This window comes from Desulforhopalus glucosivorans, assembly GCF_054397165.1.
Genome location: NZ_AP044854.1, coordinates 907731 through 934218 on the forward strand (window position 1 = coordinate 907731; position 26488 = coordinate 934218).

The 26488-nt window shown below is 43.7% G+C and carries 22 protein-coding genes; 15 read left to right on the forward strand and 7 right to left on the reverse strand.

Annotated features, from left to right (window positions below; translation table 11 throughout):
* Positions 1–761 precede the first annotated feature (761 nt).
* The 4 genes from ACX6CI_RS03965 to ACX6CI_RS03980 form a co-directional block, all read right to left on the reverse strand.
* Entirely contained in the window at positions 762–2690 is a 1929-nt protein-coding gene (locus ACX6CI_RS03965; RefSeq protein ID WP_458776878.1) for a methyl-accepting chemotaxis protein, read from the reverse strand.
* 584 nt (positions 2691–3274) lie between these two features.
* Complete coding sequence (locus ACX6CI_RS03970) at positions 3275–4651, reverse strand: dipeptidase (RefSeq protein ID WP_458776879.1); 1377 nt, start codon at positions 4649–4651, stop codon at positions 3275–3277.
* Between the two features lie 59 nt (positions 4652–4710).
* On the reverse strand, positions 4711–5547 hold the full coding sequence (locus ACX6CI_RS03975) for an MBL fold metallo-hydrolase (RefSeq protein WP_458776880.1): 837 nt from the start codon (positions 5545–5547) through the stop codon (positions 4711–4713).
* On the reverse strand, positions 5537–5965 hold the full coding sequence (locus tag ACX6CI_RS03980) for a PaaI family thioesterase (RefSeq protein WP_458776881.1): 429 nt from the start codon (positions 5963–5965) through the stop codon (positions 5537–5539). The genes ACX6CI_RS03975 and ACX6CI_RS03980 overlap by 11 nt, the downstream gene beginning before the upstream one ends.
* Before the next feature lie 164 nt (positions 5966–6129).
* On the opposite strand from ACX6CI_RS03980, the gene ACX6CI_RS03985 reads away from it, so the two are divergent.
* The 7 genes from ACX6CI_RS03985 to ACX6CI_RS04015 all read left to right on the forward strand — a co-directional run bounded on the left by ACX6CI_RS03985 (position 6130) and on the right by ACX6CI_RS04015 (position 14402).
* Positions 6130–7116: an arsenic resistance protein gene (locus ACX6CI_RS03985; protein WP_458776882.1), complete on the forward strand. Its 987-nt coding sequence runs from the start codon at positions 6130–6132 to the stop codon at positions 7114–7116.
* A gap of 334 nt (positions 7117–7450) precedes the next feature.
* Entirely contained in the window at positions 7451–7834 is a 384-nt protein-coding gene (locus ACX6CI_RS03990; RefSeq protein WP_458776883.1) for a response regulator, read from the forward strand.
* Positions 7834–8472 (forward strand): cobalamin B12-binding domain-containing protein, encoded by a 639-nt coding sequence (locus ACX6CI_RS03995; RefSeq protein WP_458776884.1) that lies wholly within the window; start codon positions 7834–7836, stop codon positions 8470–8472. The genes ACX6CI_RS03990 and ACX6CI_RS03995 overlap by 1 nt, the downstream gene beginning before the upstream one ends.
* On the forward strand, positions 8469–9530 hold the full coding sequence (locus tag ACX6CI_RS04000; protein ID WP_458776885.1) for a uroporphyrinogen decarboxylase family protein: 1062 nt from the start codon (positions 8469–8471) through the stop codon (positions 9528–9530). The genes ACX6CI_RS03995 and ACX6CI_RS04000 overlap by 4 nt, the downstream gene beginning before the upstream one ends.
* Positions 9527–11746, forward strand: a complete 2220-nt coding sequence (locus ACX6CI_RS04005; protein ID WP_458776886.1) for a two-component system sensor histidine kinase NtrB — start codon at positions 9527–9529, stop codon at positions 11744–11746. The genes ACX6CI_RS04000 and ACX6CI_RS04005 overlap by 4 nt, the downstream gene beginning before the upstream one ends.
* Before the next feature lie 45 nt (positions 11747–11791).
* The gene (locus tag ACX6CI_RS04010) at positions 11792–13120 is read left to right on the forward strand and encodes a response regulator (RefSeq protein WP_458776887.1); all 1329 of its coding nucleotides are present in this window, start codon (positions 11792–11794) and stop codon (positions 13118–13120) included.
* 85 nt (positions 13121–13205) lie between these two features.
* The gene (locus ACX6CI_RS04015; protein ID WP_458776888.1) at positions 13206–14402 is read left to right on the forward strand and encodes a rubredoxin-like domain-containing protein; all 1197 of its coding nucleotides are present in this window, start codon (positions 13206–13208) and stop codon (positions 14400–14402) included.
* 76 nt (positions 14403–14478) lie between these two features.
* On the opposite strand, the gene ACX6CI_RS04020 is transcribed toward ACX6CI_RS04015, so the two are convergent.
* Entirely contained in the window at positions 14479–15150 is a 672-nt protein-coding gene (locus ACX6CI_RS04020; protein WP_458776889.1) for a CBS and ACT domain-containing protein, read from the reverse strand.
* A 401-nt stretch (positions 15151–15551) separates the two neighbouring features.
* Between ACX6CI_RS04020 and iorA the strand changes: the two genes are divergently transcribed.
* From iorA to ACX6CI_RS04045, 5 genes are all read left to right on the forward strand, one after another.
* Positions 15552–17333 carry an indolepyruvate ferredoxin oxidoreductase subunit alpha gene (gene iorA / locus ACX6CI_RS04025; RefSeq protein ID WP_458778429.1) on the forward strand — a complete coding sequence of 594 codons (1782 nt, stop codon included), beginning with the start codon at positions 15552–15554 and terminating at the stop codon, positions 17331–17333.
* On the forward strand, positions 17333–17914 hold the full coding sequence (locus ACX6CI_RS04030) for an indolepyruvate oxidoreductase subunit beta (RefSeq protein WP_458776890.1): 582 nt from the start codon (positions 17333–17335) through the stop codon (positions 17912–17914). Before iorA ends, ACX6CI_RS04030 begins: the two co-directional genes overlap by 1 nt.
* A gap of 13 nt (positions 17915–17927) precedes the next feature.
* Positions 17928–19238 carry a phenylacetate--CoA ligase family protein gene (locus ACX6CI_RS04035; RefSeq protein ID WP_458776891.1) on the forward strand — a complete coding sequence of 437 codons (1311 nt, stop codon included), beginning with the start codon at positions 17928–17930 and terminating at the stop codon, positions 19236–19238.
* A gap of 140 nt (positions 19239–19378) precedes the next feature.
* Entirely contained in the window at positions 19379–19810 is a 432-nt protein-coding gene (locus tag ACX6CI_RS04040; protein ID WP_458776892.1) for an ACT domain-containing protein, read from the forward strand.
* Between the two features lie 76 nt (positions 19811–19886).
* A complete protein-coding gene (locus ACX6CI_RS04045; protein WP_458776893.1) occupies positions 19887–21185 on the forward strand; it encodes a phenylacetate--CoA ligase family protein in 1299 nt (432 codons plus the stop codon).
* A 97-nt stretch (positions 21186–21282) separates the two neighbouring features.
* Here the strand turns inward: ACX6CI_RS04045 and ACX6CI_RS04050 are convergent, their stop codons facing one another.
* The gene (locus ACX6CI_RS04050; RefSeq protein WP_458776894.1) at positions 21283–22608 is read right to left on the reverse strand and encodes a BamA/TamA family outer membrane protein; all 1326 of its coding nucleotides are present in this window, start codon (positions 22606–22608) and stop codon (positions 21283–21285) included.
* Positions 22609–23055: 447 nt separating this feature from the next.
* Here ACX6CI_RS04050 and ACX6CI_RS04055 point away from each other — a divergent pair, with 447 nt between their 5' ends.
* The 3 genes from ACX6CI_RS04055 to ACX6CI_RS04065 all read left to right on the forward strand — a co-directional run bounded on the left by ACX6CI_RS04055 (position 23056) and on the right by ACX6CI_RS04065 (position 24752).
* A complete protein-coding gene (locus ACX6CI_RS04055; protein WP_458776895.1) occupies positions 23056–23364 on the forward strand; it encodes a hypothetical protein in 309 nt (102 codons plus the stop codon).
* Positions 23365–23664: 300 nt separating this feature from the next.
* A complete protein-coding gene (locus tag ACX6CI_RS04060; RefSeq protein ID WP_458776896.1) occupies positions 23665–23856 on the forward strand; it encodes a hypothetical protein in 192 nt (63 codons plus the stop codon).
* Between the two features lie 710 nt (positions 23857–24566).
* Entirely contained in the window at positions 24567–24752 is a 186-nt protein-coding gene (locus tag ACX6CI_RS04065) for a hypothetical protein (protein ID WP_458776897.1), read from the forward strand.
* A gap of 43 nt (positions 24753–24795) precedes the next feature.
* Here the strand turns inward: ACX6CI_RS04065 and ACX6CI_RS04070 are convergent, their stop codons facing one another.
* A complete protein-coding gene (locus ACX6CI_RS04070; RefSeq protein WP_458776898.1) occupies positions 24796–26445 on the reverse strand; it encodes a multiheme c-type cytochrome in 1650 nt (549 codons plus the stop codon).
* Positions 26446–26488 lie beyond the last annotated feature (43 nt).

The following is a 26488-nucleotide window of genomic DNA, read 5'->3' on the forward strand; positions in this document are numbered from 1 at the left end:
TAACATCTGCAAAGACTGATGGCACGATCTACATGATGAGGAAAAAAGGGAATAAGAACAAGGAATAAAAACTGTAGGAAAGATAGAGGGCTCCCTCCCACTCATCATAATCGCTTTGACCATCGCACTTTTGGGTTACCCCATACGTTCCATGGCGTTGCTGAGTCGTAGCGTCGTCCCCGTGTTACCGGAGCCTTCGGGCCATTACCCTCGGGAGCATCTTGAGATTTTTAGAGTGGAATGCAATGTACGAATCGTGGATCATCCAACATTGTCATGTCGGTTTGTTCATCGACTTTTTTAGGGCATGTGATTCTTGATCCTTCAACAATTTCTACACCTCTCTGGCCAGCCAGCTGCGGGGTGCCTGCCCCCTGGGGCTACATGGAGTGGTCGGACTGAGAGGGTACATCTGGAGTGACTCCCGTCGGACGCAAGGTGCCGACCGGATAGCTTGGTTTTATAGTTTACAGGGTTACGCGAGATTACGATGGAAGAAACGAGTCAATGGTAATATTAAACAGCAAACTAGTCTTACTTATGGAATAAGATAGTCATTTACAGGACAATGTACTCTTTACGTATGTTGAAACGATTGGTTTAGGGGAGGCAACGTGCTGAGTAGAGATGAGTAATGATAATAAATAATTTCAATCACAAGGGCTCTTGTTTGCTCCTAATTCTCCCCCTCCTCTTCAGTGTATTTAAAGTTTGCTGAGGAGAAAGGGGGAGATAAAACTATAAACTGCTATCCCAATATTCTATATTTTGAATCTCTTGATGAGGTTCTCGAGTTGATCTGACAGATTTGACAGCTCTTTAGCACTTTCTTGAACATTATCACTTGATATATTTATCTCTCCTGAGGTTCGACTAATTTCAGTAATATCTTTGGTGACCTCAGAGATTGCAACTGAACTTTGAGCTACATTTTCATTGACTTCACTGAGCCCCGCAGATGCTTGAGACACATTTTCAGAAATTTCGGACGTGGCAGCTGACTGTTCCTCTACCGCTACAGCAATGGTCGTGATAACAGCATTGATTTCATCTATGACACTACCGATTTTTTCAATATCACCGATAGTTCCGTCTGTTGTTGTTTGCATGCTCTCTATCTGACTTTTAATATCTACTGTCGCTTCGGCAGTTTGCTTTGCAAGATCTTTGATCTCATTAGCTACGACGGCAAAACCCTTCCCCGCCTCTCCCGCTCTGGCTGCCTCAATTGTAGCATTAAGTGCAAGCAAATTTGTCTGCTCAGATATTTCGGTAATGGTTTCAGTTACTTTACCAATGTTACTTGCTGCGGTCCCAAGCTCATTAATCTTTTGAGATGTACTCTTTGACTGGGTAACTGCGTCTTCTGAAATACCTTTAGCTCTTTCAGCATTTTGGGCAATCTCATTGACTGTTGCTGACATTTCTTCTGTGGCAGTCGCAACCATACCCACGTTACTTGAGGATTGCTCCATTGCAGCAGAGACAGAATTCATGTTTGTAGTCATCTCTTCTGCTGCTGTTGCAACTCCGTTAGCCTTGGACGTTCCTTCCTCAGCACTATCTGAAAGTTGTGAAGCTATGGATGAAAGCTCTGTGGAGGATGAAGATAATGTTGTCACCCCCTCCTGTATCTCCTTGATCATCTCGATTAGATTCTGACTCATGACTTTTGTACTGGCAAAAATCCCGGTTTCTTTTCCATTAATTGATGGCACTGATGCTAGATCGCCTTGTGAAATTTGTTTAACGATCGCTTCAATATCTTTGGGTTCACCACCAATAGGAAGATACATCAATTTCATCACAATCAAATAAACAACGTATAGTGATAAACTAATCAGGACTAATGCTATTAACAGGCTGATTTTTAGATTTTCATTTGATGCTGCATTAATACGACTCCAGTAATCCCAGGACCATACCGTCCAATCCAGTGAATCAATCTTGGTCGAAACAACCTGATACTCATTTCCCTCAAAGCTATAGGAGTGGATGCTCTTTTTATCATCCTTGAATTGCTTATATGACTGTCTTAATTCAAACAGATTCTGGCCAAGCATTTCAGTATTTTGACTTGCAAGCAGATACCCATCACCACGACTAACAAAAAGTTGATTTTCTGGTGTTAGGTTTTGAATAAATTGTGTGATTTGGTCGACTTTGAGATTTACGCATAAAACACCTAAAATATTTCCGTTGCGCACAACCGGGACTCCCACAGCCATTACGACATTGCCCTTAGCGCTTGTATAAGGAGTGGTTATTATTTTCTTTTCACCTTTAAATCCACGTAGGTACCACTCTCGCTTCTTCTCAATGGCATTGAAACCCTTTATCAGCCCATTGGCCCCATGTGAATAGGTCGCACCATTTTTTATTCCAATATAAGCGTTTAGAACACCTAAATTGTCCACCAGAAGATGGAAGTTAGTGATGGTTCCATCGATATCCAATAAACCATTTTCGTCTATTTCAATACCGTTGGACATGATATTTAAAGCATCAAAATAGCGATTCATTTTCTGTTCAATTGCATTGGCGATCAAGAATGTCTGGCTGTTGAGTTTGTCAGTATAATTTTCAACAGACGCTGATTTAAAATTAACATAACCGATGACGGAGACACCTATGGTGGATACGATGAACATCACGCCAATTGATAAGAGTATCTTAAGTTTTGCGCTCATATATTCCTCAATATTTTTGTTGCACTGTGTTGATGATTTTTTATATAAAATCATCAATTAAGAACATTTCACCCATGAAACCTGAATCACATACCTCTCAATTGTTCATCAGCTCAGTAGGCCGCTTAGGAGAGAATGCAGAAATTTTCATAACTGTTTCTGGTAAAAGTATATGGGAGAAAAAAATGCTTGTCAAAAAAATAGCCAATTGCTCTAACTTGAGCTTCTTCCTGTATCTAAAAACCTATTGTTCCCAAAACTTAACACTACATCATGAATTTGAGAGTTGAGAAAATCCATAATAACACTATGTTGGCGAAGGATGATTGTGAGTGTTTTTAGTGTTAGGCGAGTGGCGTTGTCCTGAGATAGTATTCTAACCTCGATAAACGGGATGAGTGCCTCGAAGGTCTCACTACGTTCACTGTTTGGTGGTAAGACTAAACGTACGATTTTAAATTCAATTTCTGAGTTTCCTGGGGGCTACGCTACCTGTTTTTTCAATAGAAGTTCGGAAGTAAGGCACTAATGGACTAATGCTCCATTTGTCCTTTTGCTGGTATCGGTTCTACTCGTGGGCGTGTTTAAATCCTGAGTCTGCCCAGATAGTCTGCAACTGTCTTCATTCCAAGTGAATATTGCTGGAGGCTGAATTTTTCATTGGGGGCATGAATGTTGTCGTCAGGTAGAGCAAAGCCCATGAGAACAACCGGTGTATTCAATTCCTGATCAAAGAGGGCCGCAACAGGTATGGAACCCCCTTCTTTGAGAAGTACCGGAGGTGTGGTAAAGGTTTTCTCCAAAGAGGTTATCGCCTCCTCAAAAAAACGATTATCCTGATGTACATCAACACCTGAACCTGCATGGATATTTGAGATTGTCACCTCGTATCCGTCCGGTGCCAGCTCTTTAACCCGTTGTTTGAGCCAGCCAAAAACGGTATTCGGTTCCATGTTTGGTGGCAGTCGCAGGCTGATTTTAGCGGTAGCTTCAGCGGGAATTACGGTTTTTGCCCCCTCTGCTGTAAAGCCGCCCGCTATGCCATGCACCTCAAGTGTTGGGCGCGCGCCAAGGCGTTCAAGTGCAGGGTAATTATTTTCACCCACAAGCTTTGAAACACCCATTTCATCACATAAGGCCTGCTTTATATTGAGCGGGTCGTCCTGGTAAAACTCTTTTTCACTTGGAGTTGGTGTGAGGATAGCCTCTTGTAGCTTAGGAATATGTATGGTCCCATCTTCAGTTTTGAGCTGGGCTATCATAAGGCAGAGGGCGTGTATCGGGTTGGGGGCAACCCCTCCGTAGCTTCCTGAGTGCAGGTCGGTCTTTGATCCTGTTACCTTAAGCTCAGTGTAAACAATGCCGCGGAGGCTGGTGATAATAGACGGTTGTTCCGGACTTGGCATATGAGTGTCGCAGATAAGAACACCATCGGCGGCAAGTTTTTCCTGGTGGGTTGTTACATAGGTCTCAATTGATGCACCACCTGCCTCCTCTTCTCCCTCAAAAAGGATCTTAATGTTGATAGGAGGCGCGCCCATAACTTCGGCCCACCCCTTAAGGGCAGCCATAACAAGCATTACCTGGCCCTTATCGTCACTGGCCCCCCTTGCATAGAGGTTGTTGTTCTTAATTACCGGTTCAAAGGGTGGGCTGTCCCATAATTCAAGAGGGTCAGCTGGCTGGACATCATAATGGCCATAGATGAGCAGAGTGGGTTGGGTCTTATCAACAATCCACTCTGCATAAACCAGTGGATGTCCTTTGGTGGGTACCAGTTCGGCAACATCAAAACCTGTGGATTCAAGTTTTTCCCGGATCCACTCTGCTGCCCTGTGCACATCTTCCTTATGCTCTCTCAGGGTGCTGATGGATGGAATTTTGAGCCAGTCAATCAGATCATCTGTAAACGATGAGAGATTCTTTTCAAGATAGAGTGCGATATCGGATGTAGTAGCCATGTTGTCCCCACACCTGTTTTCAGGTGATCATGTATTGTTCTCTCCCCCTCAAAAAACGATTAGGGGGTAATACGTATATCCATCCCTGCAAAACCTTTCCGGGCCCCTAGCCTTTCAGCGAGCAGGCGATGGGCTTTTTCTCCGGTGCAGTGGCAGGTCACGATACTGTCGACATTCTCTTTTTCAAGAAGCGATACTGTTTCTTCAAGTCTTGCGTCATCTGCATTGGTCAGGTGCAGGCCGCCGATGATGCTATGGATTGTCTCAACACCGCTCACCTTTTTTATATGACGGATAGTATTGATAATACCAGCATGACAACACCCTATACATATTACGAGGCCTTGTCGACTGTTGATCCAGAGGGCCATGTCGTCAACAATGGCGTCGGCTCGTTTTCCATCAAGATCAAAGTAAAACGATCCTCCAGTGGTCTCAAATGATGTCTCCCGAGGTATTTCACCAGAGATAAAAGTTGAGTCAGACAGACTGCGGGACTGTGTTACCCAGGCCAATCTCTCTTCAGGTAGATTAGCTATGCTGGACATTGCACGAGTGGTCATCTTAACCGGGTGGGCAACACCTTCTTTCATTGAATAGCGTGGTAAAAAGGCTGCTGCATGGCAATAGACTTTGACCTTCCGGTTACATGAGAGTACGTCTGCCAGCCCACCAGTATGGTCATAGTGACCGTGGCTGAGTACCAGAGTATCTACTGTTTCAAGATTAATTTTAAGTTGAGCAGCATTATTAACAAGGGCACCTTTCTGACCGGTGTCAAAAAGAATCTTTTCACCATCAACCTCAAGTAAAAGAGCAAAGCCGTGCTCAGCTTGCAGACCTTTTTCAGCCTCATTATCGACAACTATCCGGATATTGATATCTTCAGCGTACATTATAATCCCGTTGCATGAATTTTGCCTTAGCCCTACAGACAATTTTATTGTTGATCCTAATTTGTGATTTTAGACAGTAGAGTGGGGGGAGGGATGAATCAATCCAGGCAGTTATAGCCATTGTACTGTTGCAGGCAACCGGATCTAAAAAGCGTACATTAAGTTCCCCAGTTACCGCCTCTATGTTTTGTTGCATGAGGCAGTTTGCCATGGCTGTGTCGAGCAGGGCAGAGAGAATCCCACCATGCATAATACCGTCGTAGCCTTGCATCGATTCGTTTCCAGTGAAGGTCGTGGAGACATACCCTTCTTTTTCCTTATTAAAATGTAAGCCAAATGAGAGAGGATTATCTTCACCGCACATCAGGCAGTGGCGATGATTGGCCATGGGATATTGATCTTTATTGATGTGTTCCATTATGTTTGGGAAGTGGTTTTTATTGTTGATTGAGTATATAAAAGCTAAATTTAAGAAAATAATTAAATAGCAGTCTTGACAATTATCTGGATCCGAATAAATATAACATATGCACAAATGAAATATAGGTTTCTTTTCAACTTTAGAGAAAAAGGATACGGCATATGTGGAAAATTCTCACCCGAATTAATAAAAATCTTGTTTATGCAATACCTGTGATGATGTCGGCAGGGTTCCTCTTCGGGGTAGTCGTGAACTCAGAGTCTGTGATGAGGCTTAAGGGATTGATCATGCCCCTTACCATATTGATGGTTTATCCAATGATGGTGACCCTGAATATCAAACATCTTAAGAAGGGACTTGATCTACCGCTCCAGGCAACGACACAGTGTATAAATTTTGCGATCATTCCATTTTTTGCATATTTTTTGGGTAGACTCTTTTTTGCCGATCAACCATATATGGCATTGGGCTTACTGCTTGCATCGCTTCTTCCCACAAGCGGAATGACAATCTCTTGGACCGGTTTTGCCAAAGGGAATATGGGGGCTGCCATCAATATGACGGTGATTGGTCTTACCCTTGGCTCCCTCCTCACCCCTTTCTATGTGAATGGACTTTTAGGAGCAACAGTCCGGGTGGATATCGTAAGCGTCATGTTGCAGATTTTATACATTGTTTTTCTTCCAATGGCAGCAGGTTTTGTCACCCGTCAATTCTTTTTGAAAAAGTATACCTTACCTGAGTTTAAGGAAAAAGTAGCTCCACGTTTTCCTCCCATTTCAACCATTGGGGTGCTTGGAATCGTGTTTGTTGCCATGGCCTTGAAATCAAAGGCAATAATGGCAAACCCTGGTCTTATTGTCTCAATCTTTATTCCTCTTCTCATTCTTTATGCTTTTAATTTTACCCTGTCGACAATAGTGGGAAGACGATTTTTTAGCCGTGGGGATGGCATTGCCCTTGTGTACGGGACTGTGATGAGAAATCTCTCCATAGCTCTAGCCATCGCAATTAATGCCTTTGGTGTTGATGGAGCCAATGCTGCCCTCGTTATTGCCCTTGCGTATATCATTCAGGTGCAGTCCGCCGCCTGGTATGTGAAATTTACAGATGTTTTGTTTGGCAAGGGGACAGCAGGTTCATTATGATGTTTTATCGAAATGTTCTTTCACTTAGGTTCACTCGCCTTTCGAGTCAATGATTATATTGATACAAGGTTTATCTGAATGTATCAAAAATAGTATTACACCTTGGCGCAAGATTCGTTGAGCGAATCTTTCTGAACCGTTTTCTGCTCTTTTCATATCCGATTATCGAACTTTTCCACCTCGAGGCAAATGCACCTTGACTTTGCCTGAAATATCCTGAGATAATATTTATGTAGACGAGTATTTGAGCAGGGTGTTTGGAGGGTGTGCTGATAATATTCTACATATTGGAGGCGAACCCATATTAACCTATTTTTCTATACTTCATGTGAAAATGAGCTTTAAAGACAAGCATATTCTGGTCGTGGATGATGAGCCACTTTTAGTCCGCTTAAATAAGCGCCAGCTTGAAAATAGCGGTTTCATTGTTTCCGTGAGTACAGAAAGTCGTGACGCCCTGGAACAATTAAAGAAAGCACCTGACAGCTTTGATTTACTCCTTACAGATCTCACCATGCCAGGGTTGTCTGGTACAGAACTTATCAAAGAAGTTCGTCTTCATGCTCCTGACTTACCTGTGGTTGTATTGACAGGTCTCAGTGATAAAGAGACTGAAAGGGAGCTTTGTGATCTTGGAGTAACAGCTATAGTCATTAAACCAGTTCTCGATGGTGAGCTTGTGACAGCCGTAATGAGGGTCTTTGATAAGGAATATTGATGAAATCAGTTGCTGGTTCTTCTGAACAACCTCTGTTTGAAGAAGCGTTATTGTCAATGGATAAGGATACTGTTTTTGCTCTGGCAGCAAAGCATACAAGTGTGTCAACCCTAACTGAAGAACTGCTGGTTCCAAGCCTTGAAAATATTGGTGCCGGTTGGGAGCAGGGATATATTGCACTGGCCCAGGTGTATATCAGTGCCGGTATGTGTGAGGATGTGCTGCAGAGAGTACTCAATGAATCTGTAGAAGATAAGATTCGCGAACCACAGCTCGCTGTGGTTCTTCTCGAGGATTACCACGCTTTAGGGAAGATGATTGTGCTTTCATCGCTTTCGGCTGCTGGTTACCGCGTACTTGATCTTGGACGAATGGATGTTGAAGAGATTATAACCTACCTTAAACAATCCTCCATTGAAGTCTTACTTGTCTCGGTGTTGATGTTGCCTTCTGCTCTTCGTGTAAGAGATCTTAAAGAGAGACTGACCCAAGAAAATATTCAAACAAAACTGGTTGTCGGTGGTGCTCCTTTTCGCCTTGATGAGACGCTCTGGCGTGAAGTTGGTGCAGATGCCTGTGGAAAGGTTGCCTCGGATGCCATAGAGATCGTAAAAAATCTATTGGGAGAGAAGACATGAGCGAGACCATGACTTCCATGGAGCGTGTGTTGACGACTCTTTCCCATAAGGAGCCGGACCGGGTTCCTTTTTTTTTACTACTCACCCTGCATGGAGCAAAAGAATTAAACCTGTCCATCAAAGAATATTTTTCAAAGGCTGAATATATTGTGGAGGGGCAGGTACGACTCAGAGCAAAGTATCAACATGACTGCTACTATCCCTTCACATATGCAGGACTCGAAGTGGAGGCCTTTGGAGGAGATGTACATTTCATAGATGATGGCCCTCCCAATGCCGGGGCGCCCATTATACAAAAGATCAGCGATATAGATGATCTCATTGTTCCGGAAATAGAAGCTACTCCTTGTCTTACAAAGGTGCTCGACGTAATAGGGCGACTTCATGAAAAAGCAAAAGGTGAAGTTCCGATAATCGGTGTTGCGATGTCGCCTTTCTCCGCCCCGGTGATGCAGATGGGTTTTTCTGCGTATCTTGATTTACTTATAGATCAGCCGCAAGCGTTTTGGACACTGATGGAAAAAAATGAACAGTTTTGTGTCAATTGGGCTAATGCTCAGCTCGCTGCCGGGGCAACGGCTATCTGTTACTTTGATCCGGTTTCTTCCCCTACCATGGTCAGCCCACAAATGTATGGGGATACTGGTCTGATAGTCTCAAGACGAACCATCGCGAAAATCAATGGTCCTGTGGCAACACATTTTGCATCGGGTAGATGTCTTGATATTTTACCAGATGTTATTTCAACAAAATCAGTCGCAGTGGGCGTAGGTGAAGATGAAGAAATAGCATATCTCAAAGAGGCAGGCAGGACGCAGATATCTATCATTGGCAATTTAAATGGCATAAAAATGTGCAGGTGGAGTGCTGAAGAAGCCAGAAAAAATGTTGTGGATGTTATAGATAAGGCTGCTCCCGGGGGAGGGTTTATTCTTTCTGATGGCCACGGAGAAATCCCCTGGGGAGTCAGTTCTGAGGTGCTGTCTGCAATCTCTGAGACTGTGAGGCGTTACGGTATCTATGGGGCTGAATCTATAGTCCCAAAGGTCGGTTCATGAAGTTCTCATCGGATGATTTACTCACCATTGCTGTTTGCCAAAATTTTGTAAAAGAGGCGTCTCTGGTCTTTAATCAAGAGGGCTGGAAAGATGTAGAGCTTGTTTCATTTCCCGCAAGGTGCGGCGGCCCATCCATTGCAGAAGAAGAAATCACAATTCTGCCCAATAGATCTGAGGATATGATCGTTGTCGGGGGCAAGTGTCTTATTGGGCTACAAAACAATGAGAATATCTCAACAATTGTGAAGGAAAATTGCTTTTGTAGTCTGTGTGGCAGCTCGTTTGTTCAGCAGTTGCTAGGAGATGGAGCTTATATCACGACCCCCGGTCGGTTGAGGACCTGGGGAGAGGGGAAAGGGGAAGCTGAGCTGGGATTGACCGGTGAAGTAGATCCAGTTACATACAAAAAAATTGTCCTGCTCGATACCCTTGTAGATGACAATACCAGATCACATTTTGAAGATTTTCTCAAAACAACAGGATTTGCGGGAGAGAACCTTGAGGTTGGTTGTGATTATTATGGATTGTATCTTCATCGCATTGTAACTGACTGGAGGATGCAAAAGGGATACAGGCGTTTACAGCAAGCTCGTGCAAAATCCTCAGAAGCCACGTTGATACTGAACCTGCTCGCCTTACTGGAGCCTGCCATTTCTTTTGAAAAAGCGGGTGAGCAGTTGACTGAGTTGTTTGCCATGTTTATGGCGCCGGAGCATGTTGGGGTAGAGATAGTATCAAATGCTGTGACTGATTTTCGCTTTACCGAGGACCCGTCTTCTATTTCACTCTCAGCGTTTTCCAGCGCCGGGCTATATAAAAGTGATAGAATTGAAGGGTTTTACCTGTTGGTTCCCATTGATAAGGGCAAAAATGCGGTAATTCGGGTTGCGGGAATCTACCTTGCTGCAAGAATGAATGATTATATGGCGCTGTCCCTGTCACTGAAGGGGTTAATCCGTCTCATTTTATACAATGGTATTTTATATAATGACCTGCATGCTGAAATTATTCATAAAGCTCAGATTGAAAAATATCTGGAAAAATCTGAAAACCATTTTCGTTTGCTCTATGAGAACGCACCCTTGCCTTATCATGCCCTGAATGAACAAGGTGAAATTCTTGAAGTGAACAATGCCTGGCTCCAGGCCCTTGGTTTAGAAAAAAGTGCAGTGGTGGGAGAGCAGTTTGAAAAATTTTTAAGTCCAGAGAGTCTTGGAGACTATCAAGAGTTTCATAACAGACTTTTTGTGGAAGAAGACGGACCGTGGTCTATCGAACTGAAGATGATTAAAAATGACTCCACCCCCATCCAGGTTCAACTGGATGAAACGACTTCCACCGATAGCGATGGGAATATACACCAGATCCACTGTATCTTTGTCGATATAAGTGAGAGAAAGAGAATTAAGAGTCTGATCCTACAGTCGGAAAAGCTTTCTACCATAGCAGGACTTGCAGCTGGTATTGCCCATGAAATTAACACCCCGCTGAGTGGTATAATGCAGTCGGCTCAGCTCATTGAAATGTTTCTTGATCCTGAGAACAAACAGAGTGTCAGCGTTGCTGAGGGCTGTGGCGTTGACCTTGTGAAGGTGAGAGAGTATACCCAAAAACAGGATTTAGACTACTTTGTAACCGGTATTAGAAACTCTGCAGTGAGTGCAAGTGAGATTATTAAAAATCTTCTGGAATTTAGCAGGCCAACTAAGGGCGAGTGGGCAGCGATTCGTCTGCCTCATATGCTTGATCAGATAGTAAAACTTATACTCTCTGACTACAATCTTAAGAAAAAATATAACGTTATCAATGTTGTATTTGAAACAGATTATGACTCTAACCTGCCTTTTATCTATTGTGTCCCTGTTGAGGTTGAACAGGTGTTTTTTAATATTATCAAAAATGCAGTCCATGCCATGGGAAAATCAGGCACAAAGGATCCGAGGGTAAAGATACGTACCAGGTTAGAAAAAAATAGAGCGCGCATAGAAATAGAGGATAATGGTCCTGGAATTGGCGTAGATACAATGAAGCATGCTTTCGATCCATTTTTCACGACCAAAGAACCTGGAGAGGGAACAGGTCTTGGGCTGTCTGTTTCCTATGCCATTGTCGTTGGAAAGCACAGTGGACTCATTTGGATCGACCCTGATTTCACGAGTGGTACACGTTTTATAATTGAGCTCCCGGTGGAAACAAGTCATAAAAAGATCTTGTAAGTTGGAGTGATTAGATCAGATCGCCATTTAAAGAGGAAAATTGCAATGGTTGACCCCAAAGCAACATTGTTGATTGTAGAAGATGATATCTTCACCCGTACATCGATGACTGCATACCTTACAGCTGAAGGATATGCAGTGAACAAGGCGGGATCAGGTGTAGAAGCGCTGGAGGGGATTCGTCTTCATGAACCTGATCTGGTGATAACTGATCTGCGCATGCCGGAGATGGGTGGGCTTGAGTTGTTAAAAAAGTTAAAGGAAGATATTCCCCAATTGCCGGTGATCATCATTTCTGGTGAAGGGACGATGGGGTCGGTGATCGAGGCACTACAATTTGGGGCAAGAGATTATTTGCAAAAACCTATTCAGGATATGGGTTTACTCAAACACTCTATTGAACTGGCTCTTTCCCACGCATCACTGAAGAAGGCCCATGACATGTATCGGGAGGATTTGGAGTGGCTGGTGGAGAAAAGGACCCAGGAGCTTTCAGATAAAAATGAGGAGCTGATTGAGACGGTTAAACAACGCAAGTTGGCAGAATCTCAACTTCTTCAGGCGCAAAAGCTTGAATCAGTAGGACAATTAGCCGCAGGGATTGCCCATGAAATTAATACTCCAACCCAGTTTGTCAGTAGTAATGTAGATTTTTTGGAAGAGTCCTTTACGGAAATGGTTGAGTTGCTCAATGGGTGCTGGGATGTTTTGCAGCTCTTTAAAAAAGGAGAAGCAACCAAAGAGCAGGTGGCCAAGCTTGAAGAACTTGCAGATGAGCTGGACTGGGAATACCTCAAAGAGGAAATTCCGGTTGCAATTAAACAGAGTCGTGATGGAGTAAAGCGGATTGCCACCATTGTGACCGCGATGAAGGAGTTCTCGCATCCCGGTAGTCGCTCAAAGACGGACGTAGATCTTAATAAGATCATTGATACAACTATTACCGTTGCCAGAAATGAGTGGAAGTATGTGGCTCAAATGGAAACAGATCTTGATGAGAATCTGCTGCCTGTACATTGTCTCGCTGATGAAATAGGGCAGGTATTTTTGAATATGATTGTTAATGCGGCCCATGCAATTGAAGCAAAGCTTGGAGAAAATCCGGAGGGGGAAAAAGGACGTATTGTGATCAGTACTCGTCAGGGAGATGGTTTTGCAGAGATACGTGTTGCTGACAGTGGATCTGGGGTTCCCAAACACGCGCAGCACCGGATTTTTGATCCGTTCTATACCACCAAAAATGTTGGCAAGGGTACAGGGCAGGGCTTGGCTATCGTACATTCGGTAATAACAAGTAAGCATGATGGGACAATATCGTTTACCACCGAAGAAAATGTGGGGACGACCTTTGTCATCACCTTACCCCAAAACTGATGAATCCCCTTGATCTTCTTGTCAGGATTTTTTAATAAGATAGATATTGATATACTATTTCAAATCCAACTGATGAGGAAAATATATGAGTGAATGGGAGTGCGGAGTTTGCGGATATCTCCATAAAGAGGACGGGGCTCCTGAAAAATGTCCTGTCTGTGAAGCGCCTGAGAAAATGTTCACTGAAAAACACGGTGAAGTTGAGCAGGTTGAAGATCAGACGACAGCAGCAGATCAGGCTGAGGTGGCGGCTGTGGATACGAAGCCAACTGTCGATATGATTGAGTGGGAGTGTGGTGTTTGCGGATATCTCCATAAAGAGGACGGGGCTCCTGAAAAATGTCCTGTCTGTGAAGCACCTGAAAAAATGTTCACTGAAAAACACGGTGTGGCAGGTGAGACTGAGGAAATTGCACCTGGAGTGGAAAAGATTGAGGAGCAGGCAGAGGTCATTGAAGAAAAAGAGACACTGCCTGATAAACAGTGGCGTTGTACCGTTTCCGGTTACCTGCATACAGGGCCTGTGCCCCCTGAAAAATGCCCGGTTTGTGAAGCCACTGCTGAAGAATTTGAAGAAGTAGTTGAGCCTGAAGAAGAAGTTATCGAAAAGCCTGTTGCAACTGATAGTGACAAGAGATGGCGTTGTACTGTTTGCGGTTATATCCATGAGGCAGAAACACCTCCTGAAAAATGTCCGCTCTGTGGTGCTGATAAGTCTCTTTTTGTTGAGATTGATGCTGATGGCAATGTTATTGGTGGTGGTGAAGAAGATGTATCTGGAGAGGGCTCGGTTTCTTCGTCTGGAACAGGGGTTGAAGACTCTCAGGTTCCAGCCACATTTTTTGATACGATCGCCAAGCTGGTTCTGAAATTTCATCTCCATCCCATCCATACTCATTTTCCAAACGGTATATTACCCGCCATGGTGGCTTTTTTAGCTATAGGGATATTTTTTAACATTACAGCCCTTGAGACCGCGGCATTTTTTAACGCCATTGCGGTTCTTGTTATGTTGCCCATGGTTATCTTTACCGGTTATGTGGAGTGGCAAAGACGTTATAATGGACTAAAATCAGCACTGTTTATCACCAAGATCCTCTGTAGTCTGATCGTTTTAGCATCCGTAAATGTGTTGGTTTTCTGGCGTATTATTGATCCTACAGTGGCGGCTGAAGGTTCGTCCACTCAGCTTATCTATTTGGGTGTTGCAGGGGGTGCGCTGGCTGCTGCAGGAATTGCAGGCCATTTAGGTGGAAAACTTGTTTTTGCCGGTCGGCATTAATAGATAGTAGAGTAGAAACTACAAAGGGGTCATCTTCCATTGGAAGATGACCCCTTTTTTTATGAGAGTCAGGGTTTTAGGATGGGAGATATGGAGCAATATCTTTCTCGTATTTGTCCTTTACCTTAAATCCGTTTTCATTGAGTGCGGCGATCGCCTTTGGTCCATCCTCTGATGCGACTCGAAGAACCAGTTGAGTAATGCCAGTGTGATTTTTCTCAGGCCAGCAGAAAAGACTTTGAATGTTTATCCCAGCCGTTTTCAAGGTCATTGTGATTTCTGATAGTTTACCTATTGTGTCGTTTACAAAAATACCAAGTCGAATGGAGTTGTCACTGATACCGATGGCCTCAAGAAGTACCCCCATAACATCGGTACTGGTGATAATGCCCACCAGTTCATCATTTTCCATAACGGGCAGGGAACTGATTCGGTGTTGCTGCATGATGAGTGCGGCTCGCTCAATCGTGGTACTTGTCGGCACTGTGACCACTGTCTTTATCATGATCATAGAAACAACAACCTTTTCAAGAAGGTAGTTGAGTTCGTGGGTGGAAAGTGAGGTGGCAGGTGATGCCCAGTACTGTTTCAGGTCCCGGTCAGAGATGATTCCTACCAGTTTTTTGTCACTATTTACCACCAGCAGGTGATCAATAGATTTATCTTCGAGAACTTTTTTGGCCTCAACAAGTGTAGTGTCCGGGGCTACAGTTATGAGGTCAGTGTGCATTATTCTGCCTATATACATGGCTATCCTCCTGTCGGATAAACGGTCTGGAACAGTTTTTTCTGCTCTCTATTGTATCATGATAATTACATAATTTTCCATATGTTCTATTACTATACAGTTGCAATAAAACCTGTCAAAGTAAAGTTTTAAATCCCCCTGGATAGTATCTATTTCTTACCTGTAGGTACAAAAGAACGAAAAGTGTTAGGGTGAAAATGTCTAGTCTTAAGGGAAATGAAAAATAACTTGCTTGAAGCCTTGGTTTCAGAGTAATTTGCCTTGTTCATTAAATTGTTAAAATTTGCTCAGGACCTTAATAAGGAACAGCAAATACCATCTGTAAAAAACATATAATCATACTATTTGATTTCTATTATTCGGGAGAGATTGTGACTAAAAAAAATGAAAATGTACTCTGGATGTCTGGGAATGAGGCCATCGCTCTTGGAGCCTTTGAGGCCGGAGTGGCGGTTGCATCAGGTTATCCAGGAACCCCTTCAACGGAAATAATGGAAAATCTTTCCACGTATGAAGGAGTCTATACAGAGTGGGCACCCAACGAAAAGGTAGGGCTTGAGGTTGCTATCGGTTCAAGTTTTGCTGGGAGTCGGTCGCTTGCCACCATGAAGCATGTTGGTGTAAATGTGGCCGCCGATCCGCTGTTTACTGCATCCTACACAGGTGTCTGTGGTGGTCTGGTGCTCGTGAGCGCCGATGATCCTGAAATGCATTCTTCCCAGAATGAACAGGATAATAGAAATTATGCCTTTGCTGCAAAGGTTCCAATGCTGGAACCGTCTGACCCCGGTGAAGCAAAAGAGATGATAAAAGCTGGTTTTGAGCTGAGTGAGAAACTTGACACTCCTATCATGCTGCGAATTACAACCAGGGTTTCCCATGTTAAGGGTGTGGTAGAAAAGGGGGTGCGACAAGAGCCCCATGTGGTTGAAGAGGTAAAAAAACAGCCCGGTAAGCTTGTGATGCTTCCAGCTATTGCCAGAAAGCGTCGTGAGGTGGTTGAAGAGCGTATGGCCCAGTGTCGCGCACTTGCTGAAACCACTCCATTTAATAGGATTGAAGAGGGTGATACAAAAAGAGGGTTTATTACCTCTGGAGTTTCATATCTCTATGTAAAAGAAGCCTTTCCTGAAGCAGCGGTACTCAAGCTTGGAATGTGCTGGCCTCTTCCTGAAAAGAAAATTCGTCAGTTTGCTGAGATGGTAGATGAACTGTATGTGGTGGAAGAGCTTGACCCATTTCTAGAAAATCACATCAAAACCATGGGCATTGATTGCCACGGAAAGGATCTGATTACCAATCAGGGTGAGCTCAATACAGCAATTGTTCGACAGTCCATCGATCCATCATCTAAAAAAGAACTATTTGCACCAGTGGAGTTACCAAACAGGCCACCTAACATGTGTGCTGGTTGTCCCCATCGCGGCATCTTCTTTAACCTCTCCCGGATGAAGGTTTTTGTCTCGGGTGATATTGGTTGCTATACACTTGGGTTTTTGCCGCCACTTTCTGCCATGGATTCCTGTGTCTGTATGGGTGCTTCTGTCTCCATTGCCCATGGTATGGAAAAGGCTTTGGGCAAAGATAATCACGATAAAGTGGTTTCTGTTATTGGAGATTCCACCTTTATCCACTCGGGTGTAACTGGACTTATTAATTCGGTCTACAATGAATCTGCCTCAACACTCATTATCCTCGATAACCGCATTACCGCAATGACAGGACAGCAGCAGAACCCGACCAGTGGGTATTCCATAAAGGGTGAGGCTGCAAATTCAATTGATATTGAAGCCCTGTGCAAGGCTGTTGGTGTTAAGCATGTGTACAAAGTGAATCCACATGACGTGGTTGAAACCAGAAAAGTACTTAAAGAGGCAGTTGATCTTGATGAGCCGTCTGTCGTCATCTCTGAGGCCCCTTGTGTTTTGCTGCCTGAAATGAAAGAGAGAAAGCCTGTTTCTTATTTTACCAACCAGGAAAACTGTGTTGGCTGTATGTCCTGTATTAGACTAGGTTGTCCCGCAATCAGTTGGACCACTTTTAAAGAAGGTGAAGCTGAAGCGAAAGGGTACAGGAGTAAACAAAAAGGTATTTCCAAGATAGATGAAATACTGTGCAACGATTGTGGTCAGTGTGCGTCTCTATGTAAGTTCAATGCCATCACCAGAGGAGAGGGGAAATAATGGAAGATTCAGGAAATATCCTCTTTTCAGGGGTAGGTGGACAGGGAATTTTACTTGCCAGTGAGGTGACAGTCTATAGCCTTCTTGCAGCTGGATATGATGCAAAAAAGAGCGAAGTGCACGGTATGGCCCAACGTGGAGGTTCCGTTACTGCGCAGCTCAGGTACGGGAAAAAAGTATATTCGCCTCTCATTGAGCCGGGTGGTGCTGATATTCAGGTGGCTTTTGAAATGATGGAGGCGGTTCGCTATTTACCGTATCTGCATGAAGGAAGTAAGGTCGTTGTAAATACTCAACAAATCTTGCCTCCTTCGGTTGCAACAGGCCAGGCTGAATATCCTGATGAGGTTTTAAATCACTTAAGAGAACGCGATATAGTCGTTGTTCCTGTGGATGCCTTTGATATTGCCAGGGAAGTAGGTGAGGTTCGTACTGCTAATGTTGTCATGGTTGGAGCCCTTTCGGCCTTTTTGCCAGTTGATGAGGCAAACTTTGAAGAGATTATACGTAGTCGTGTTCCGGAAAAATTTATTGATGTGAATTTGAAAGCATTTGCCGCGGGCAGAAACGTCAGCAAGTAATGAAGGGGAAGATATGACAGTATCGTATTGGGAAGAAGAGATAGAGACCTTACCGAGGGTAGGTCTCGAGTCTATCCAGTTGAAAAGATTACAGCACCTTGTTGCCCGGGTTTATAAAACCGTTAAGCCCTATAGGGCAAAGATGGATGAGGTAGGAGTTACGCCTGAAGATATACAGAGTCTTGCGGATCTTGCAAAATTGCCTTTTACAGTAAAGGATGATCTCCGGGATAACTATCCCTTTGGTCTTTTTACTGTCCCCTTAGATGAGGTAGTGCGAGTGCATGCATCATCGGGCACCACAGGAAAACCAACAGTAGTTGGTTACACCGCAAAAGACATTAAAACCTGGTCCAATGTGATGGCAAGGGCTCTTTGCTGCGCAGGTGCATCCAAAGGTGATATGGTGCATAATGCCTATGGTTATGGCCTATTTACTGGTGGCTTAGGGGCGCACTACGGTATTGAGAGGCTGGGAGCGACAGTTATTCCGGTTTCGGGTGGTAATTCTAAGCGTCAGATTAACATCATGAAAGACTTCGGTTCTACTGTACTCTTATCCACCCCCTCCTATGCATTGAATCTTGCTGAAGCCATGGACGCAATGGATGTTGACCCAAAGTCGTTGTCCCTTCGGGTGGGAATTTTCGGGGCAGAGCCCTGGAGTGAGAATATGCGTGAGGAAGTTGAGCGTAAGTTGAACTTAAAAGCCACTGATATCTACGGTCTTTCAGAAGTGATGGGACCAGGCGTTGCCCAGGAATGCCTTCAGACGACTCGTGGTATGCATATTTTTGAGGATCATTTTCTCCCAGAGATTATAGACCCTGAAACCGGTGAGGTGCTTCCTCCCGGAGAAAAAGGTGAACTGGTTTTCACAACGCTTACAAAGGAAGCCTTTCCAATTATCCGTTATCGAACAAAGGATATTTCCAGGCTTTTTTATGAGCCGTGTGAATGTGGTAGAACCCTTGTTCGCATGGAAAAGGTAACCGGTCGAACTGATGACATGCTGATCATTCGTGGCGTCAATGTATTTCCTTCACAGGTTGAGCATGTTCTCATGGGTGTTGAGGGTGTTGAGCCACACTATCAAATTGTTGTGGATCGAGATGGAAACCTTGATACAATGCAAGTACAGGTTGAGGTGAGTGAAGGGGTCTTTTCAGATGAAATTCGAAAACTTGAAAACCTCAGCAAGCATATTCAAAAAGAGATTAAAGACCTTCTTGGAGTGACCTGTAAGGTGAAACTGGTTGAGCCAAAAACTATCCAACGCAGTGAAGGCAAGGCCCAGCGGGTTATAGACAATAGAATTCTATAACTCCTATATTATGGGTGTAGACTGAAACTCACTTTATGCCCGTTTGTGGGGTGCAGTACCTTCATGAAATTCTTTATGAATAGCAGTGGATTTTTTCTGCTGCTTTTGGATTTCAAAGTCTTGAGGAAAAAGGGGACATCATGCTCGTAGAACAAATTGCTGTATTCTTGGAAAATAAATCGGGAAGACTTGCTGAAATTACGGCTGTTCTTGCTGAAAACAATATTAATATTCGCGCATTGTCTGTTGCAGATACAGCGGATTTTGGAATTTTACGCCTCATTGTTGATAAGGTTGAAAAGGCCAAAGAGGTATTGAAAGAAAACGGTTTTACCGTAGGAAAGACTAATGTAATAGCCGTTGAGGTAGATGATAAGACTGGTGGGCTTGCACGTGTACTGGCATCTCTTAGGGACGCGAGCATTAATGTTGAATATATGTACGCCTTTGTTAACAAAACAGGTGAGAATGCTGTGTTAATCTTTCGTTTTGAGAAAATGGAAGAGGCTATTGCAACCCTGCAAAAAGACGGGTTTACAATCATCTCAAGACAAGAGATCTGCGCCCTGTAATAAAACGCAGTTGTAGAGGCTCGCGTAATTATAAAACGGGTGTTGTTTACCCTAATAATCTGACCACTGAGACTGTATGTATTGGCAAAAGGAACAAGAGTGTCTTTCAAGGCCGGCCCTTGAGCAGTTGCAACTCGATCGATTACAGAATACTCTGAAAAGGGTTGGGACTAATGTCCCTTTTTACAGAAATAAGTTTAATAGCTTACATCTTAACCCGGATAAATTGACCTCCCTTGAGAGTATACGGGACTACCCGTTTACCCTAAAGCAGGATCTGAGGGATAACTATCCTTACGGTCTCTTTGCTGTGCCACTTAGGGACGTCGTCAGGGTGCATTCGTCTTCTGGGACAACTGGTATGGCTACAGTTGTAGGCTATAGTAAAAATGATATTGTTACCTGGTCCAATCTGGTGGCCAGAGTCCTCTGCGGTGCTGGGGTAACCCCTGACGATGTGATCCAGATAGCCTTTGGCTATGGTCTGTTCACAGGCGGCTTTGGCCTGCATTACGGGGCCGAACGACTTGGCGCATCGGTTATTCCAATTTCTGCTGGTAACACCAAGAGACAAATCCAGATCATGCAGGATTTTAAGTCCACCGCCCTTGTCTGTACTCCGTCTTATGCCCTGAAAATGGCTGATGTTATGATGGATATGGGAATTAATCCAAATGGTCTTTCCCTTCGGTATGGACTCTTTGGGGCTGAGCCATGGTCTGAGGCCATGCGTCAGGAAATTAATGAGAGGCTAGGGATTCGTGCTACTGATAATTATGGCCTGTCAGAGGTGCTTGGACCTGGAGTTGCCGGAGAGTGTTTTGAGTGTAATGGTTTACATGTCAATGAAGATCATTTTCTGATCGAGATCCTCAATCCGGATACATTGGAACCTGTACTGCCTGGGGAAGTCGGGGAATTGGTTATTACCACTCTCACCAAAGAGGCGTTTCCAGTTATACGTTATCGAACCCGTGATCTGACAAGGCTTCTACCTGAACCTTGTCCATGTGGTCGAACTTTTTCCAGAGTATCGCGGATGATGGGACGATCAGATGATATGTTGATCATCAAAGGGGTTAATGTCTTTCCGACCCAGATTGAGTCTGTACTCTTTGAAATTAAGGGTACGGAACCGCACTATAGACTCATCGTAGAAAGAGAGAATAACGAAGATAAGCTCACAATAATGGTTGAGGTTGTTGAATCAATTTTCTTTGATGAGATGAAAAAGCAGCGGACCTTTGTTGATTCAATCAGAAAGCGTATGGCCTCAGAACTTGGGATCGGGGTTAAGATCCAGCTTGTGGAAGAAAGGACCCTTGAACGCTTTGATGGTAAGGGGACCCGGGTAATAGATAAAAGGGAGCTGTAGGTAGTTTAACGGCACTGTTGTCTTAAAAAAAGAAAAGCCCCGTCTCAACACATATGGAGACAGGGGCTTTTTTGTTTTGGAACATCTATATGATTCATTAAAAGGAATGACCGAACATAACCCAGGCTGTGGTGCCTTCATCTGAGTGGGCTACGTCGAGCCGCACTACGGATCCTGCAAGCATTGCACGAAGACCAACACCTCCATCGACCTTCCAGTCTGTTGTGAGTTCTGAAAACTCATATTCGCCGGCAACCCTGCCACCTTCGGCAAAGGCTACAAGTTGGAACCAATCACTTTTGAGCCATCTCAACCAGTTTACATCCTGAATCGGATTCCACTTAAGGGTGTGCCTATACTCTGCAGCAGTGTAGACAACCGCGCGGTCATTAAACCTGTTATTGGGATAGCCGCGCATACGGTAAAAACCACCGAGGCGAGCACCCTCAAAAAATGGAGGTTTATTGACAACTATCTCCTCTCCATCATCATTAATCTTAGTTGTCCATGAAGGAGAAAAACCGGTCCAGAAATTCAGGGCAAGAACGCGCTGCCTGCTGGAAGAAGATGCCCCAAAATCAAAATACTTGCTGGCTTCAAATTCTACAAAATCCCAGTCCCCGGTTTTTGTATCGGAAAAGGCATCATAGGAGTAACTGATCCACTGACTGCTTCCGTAGGTGGGGTTGGTGGGAAAGTCTGTATTATTATAGAGATAGCTGACCTGGAATGGGTGGACTTCTCCAAAGAGGGTGTTGTCTTCTTCAGACTCATAGTTCTGGTAGCGGTTGGATTGTCCAAAGGAGACAACGCTCACACCAGAATTGAGTGGATTCCAGGATTCTCCACCTGTGGCACCTCTATCGAGGATTCCATTTTTTAAATGATATACCCCGCGGGCTTCATGACGCATAGAGCCTAGTGGGAGAACATATTCGAGCTTTATTTCGGACCAGTTATCTTCCCCTGATGTTTCTATGAAATCATCCTTGTCAGAGTCGTTGGAACCAGCTGGTGAGCCAGCTGAAGAAGGGGGCCTGGACGTAGTAGAATATGCTTTTTGCCTTGGGTAGTCTCCATAGGAGCCATAGGCTGTGAAAAATAGACGATTAGTGTAAGGAACCTTAAAATCCCACAGGCCCAAGATGAAACCCTTGGCATCATCAAAACTTCCGAAGACTGTTCCTGCAATAAGTAGCTGATCTTGACCATATCCTTTGGCAAGACCACCGAGTCCATAGGTAGTACCCATGGAATCCGAAGAAAACACATAGGGCAGGAGGAGTGTTTCTTGACTTTCTTTAGGGTTTTCCGACCGGATAACAGACGATTTGACACTGGAATCTGGTTTTGCCATACTGGTCGTAATCGAACCGAGTAGTAATAATGTTGAACAAGAGAGACAGAAAATATGATGACGCATGTAACAACCCTGTTGGTTTTTTTGTGAACAATTGTAACACTGTTAACATAATATATGGGTGACTACAAATAGTATCAGCGACAAATTAATTACGAGAGAAAATAAGATTTGTCTGAACGTGGAGCTACGATTATGTCGGTTGAAGTTGAAATAAAAAGAAAGGGGTTGTGATGAAAAACCATAGTCGCCAAATCAGGGTAGATCTTGGCGACTATGGCAGGGAGCAACTACATAACTTTGAATTTGTTAACGATGGATGAAAGTTGAGGTAACAGCCATGAAGGGGCGTGTGCCTATCCTGGAACTGACGGCTTGACTTGATAGCGTCATTTGGCTGGAACCCGTTATGATATTAAGGGATATAGCTGATCCTTTCTGATAACATCGCCATAAATCTACAAGACTTGTAATTGCAATGAAATGTAAATGCCCAAGGGAAATAATTAGATGGCTCTTGTAAATATTGAAACGGCCCTAGCTGACCTTCTCCATCATCTGAAAAGATGTTCAGTTGGTGGAGGAATGGAACTGTTGTCCTATAAAAGAAACAGGACCATAGCTGTTATAAAAGAAAAAGCGGATGAATATCGTATTCTGGAAAAAGGCTATGTCGTTGATGAGGAAACGGCCTCTAATGATCAACTGAAGAAAAAATTGAAGAAAATGATCAAACGGGAGTTTCCCCGGAGTCGAAAAATACGTCTTTATACATTTGATAGTGTAGATGAGTTGGGGCGAATTCATCAGAAAATTTAGTATGACGAGTTCCAAATGAATATAAATGATAATTATTTCTGAATTGTATTCTGCCAAAATTAAGAAGTAGGTCATGTATCGTAGGGGGAGTTATTGGAAAAACACCTGAATGGGTAGTTATACCTATATTTAAAGTGGGTATTTGTCCGGGTTGAGGGGCTGTGAACTGTGTGATATCCTATTTGTATAGTATCTTTTTGATCGCTTTTTTATGGGTCTTGATGTGCTTGCAATGATTACGACCTTGGTTATGGATCCGTGTAAAAACGGTATACTACCCGCTAACTATGGAGGTCCCTCATGTCAGTTATTTCAGAAACGATCATTTTTATTTGGCTCCTGCCCCTCGCGCTCTACGTAGTTCTACCTCTCTCTATGTTGATGATATATCTTTTAGGTCGTTTGATACATTTTATGCTTTTTCCTAAAAGAGTTGTTCAAGAGGAGATTGCTCCGGGCTTACCCGTTGGAGATTTCGAAAAGGTACGTTGAGCTGAAGTGCTGCAGGTTTAATGCTACAGGGTCTCTCTTGATTTTTTTGACCAGAGACATCTCATCATCTGCCATGGCCATGGTGTGTTCTATTCTCGACCTGGCTCAAGTGAGACAAACCCATAGGTCATTTCAATATTAAGAGGCGATCTATTCCATGCTATTGGGTTATTTTTTATTCACCAGGAGGTCAGTCTGTCATGATCGCTGCAGCATCTTGAGTAGTATTAAATTTGAAGTCTCAGCGAACTGGTACAGTTGCTAACTGGATCGCTTGTGGTTGTGCGATGTGTGCTAGCCCTTCACTGTATTATTTTTGGTAAATGATGGAATAAGCCAAGCAGAAAATTAAAAGTGGGTGTTGTGCAAACTACCTGGGCAAAGATTTTTCCTGTCAACCAGATGGTGTTGCAGTGATTTCGGGATGCCACCAGAGATGATTGCTCTGTTGTAAGTTTTTATCAAAATTAAATCATTTGCATATGAGTTTGAAAAAACAACGGAAAACGTCACAAGTTGTTGTATTGGTGTGGTTATCGCTTATCTCGCCCCTTGTGATGGAGCCTGCAACTGTGCTATAATAACCAGTACGTACACAAACTGACATTCAATCTTCGTAAATTATTTTTGTACACCAGTGACAAATCCGGTTAATCGAGCCATTCTACCCATGTGTGGCAACTATTTCCTGTAGTTATTTGGGGGGTTACATGACTATTCTATCCGAGGCTATAATTTATATCTGGCTCCTTCCATTAGTACTTTTTATTATTATTCCACTAATGGTTCAGTGCTTTCATCTGGTATTTAGATTGACTCATTTTATGTTCGCAGGGGGGAGTCACGTTGAAGCAGCATCGACCATCCCGGACGGCAATTTAGGGAAGATCAGCTGATTCAGCGTCTGTATGGCTCCATGCCGTCAAACATAGTGTGTGGTTAATCATCATGGATAATTGCGGTGCTGAGACCTCGCTCAGGTCTGGTGAAAGCGTGACAGAGAGAGCAATCGATGTTTTCATCTTTAACATGTTCCTCATGAATCCATAGATATTCAACCTTGTCTTCTCCGTCCTTAGTTTTATGACATTGAGTGCAAACTTCTGATCTCGTAGATTTAAGTGCGTAGCCAAGTTGTTCACCGGTTAGATCCATTATGCTTGTATTATTGTGGCAATCAGCGCAACGTAGCGCTTGTTCGGCTGGTGCGATTTCATGGGTGATCAGCTGGTAGGTGTCCGTTGTCACCCATGTAACAGAAGTTGATGCATCTCGGCCCATGTTCACAAGACCTGCTCTGGTCGCATCTATATAACTACCGGTTGCAAAATAGACACTGGTATCAAGCGCAATGAGTTGGTTGAGTGAATCATCCAATGGCTGATAAGCGGTCTTATATTTAAACGGGTAGAGTTTGGCGTCACTACTATTTACATCTCCTATGGGGGCTGAAGTTGAGATTGTATCAGGAAGTGGTGCAGGTATTTGATCAAAAAGAAGATAGGAACTGCTTAAACCATTCCACCATCGATAACGTGGAGTAAGGTCTCCAGCCATTGTTGATTGTGGATGAATTGGGGCTGTGGATGTGTTTTTTGGTGTTTGCCAATCCCTGTGGATTTCAGTTTCTTCATTAGCTGCTGTGTCGTCGGCATTTTTGGCAAAGGTGGGTATATGACACGTCTGACAGGCGACTCTGGCAACATGCCTACCAATAATATCGCTGTTATGACCTGATAGTTTATCCTTGTTTTCATGACAACTGTGACACGTCATTTCAACATCAAGGTCCGTTGGTCGTAAATCCGATCCTCTTCCTGCCATTCTGTGGTTTTCGGTGGTGTGACAGTTTTGGCAGGTAAGATTGCCTTCACTGGTTGCCATATGTACATCGAAATTTCTATCAGCGGTGTATCCATGGGCAAGAGCCATGTCCCCGCGCTTTAGATTATCACCGCCCCCACCTTTTGCGTGGCATTGTAAACATCCAGTTCGTGTTGGCAGATGGACCGTTTGAGCTGCCATTTTCATGGATATGCTCATTGCTTCAGTATCTGGAATGAAAAGGCCTTCGACTTTTTTTCTTTTGTATTCATCCTGATGGCAGATAAGGCAATCTACATTTTCAAGTTGATTAGTACTGATTGTTGTCTCAGGACGAGCACCGAGACCTGTGTGGCAGCTACCACAACCATCCCAGTTTCCGGTTGTGTTAATACAATAACTATTAACACCCATATCAAGCTTACCCTGTATCTCCGGTCCACTTGTCATATATGGGGTCTCACCAAGCCATTGGTAATGGGTTGAGTAAAATACCTCCTCACCCTGTGTTTGATGACATTTCAGGCAGGTTGCTGTGCCCTTCCAACTTTTAATGGATCCATGGGGATCGTTCGGGTCATACTGGTTTGCCTGGTTTGCCTGGTTTGTCTTATGGGCAGCAATGATGGAGGGAATGACCAGGAGTAAAAAATCATCGTCTTCCGGTTCGGCGGCAAGTGTTGAGTGTGGGGTAGAGATAACTGCAAATAGGATGAGTAAGAGAATAGAAAAAGGTGATGTAGGTAAAGAAAAATAACGTCCCATGGTGGTACCGCCTCAGTTGGAATTAATAACAATAACTGAGTAA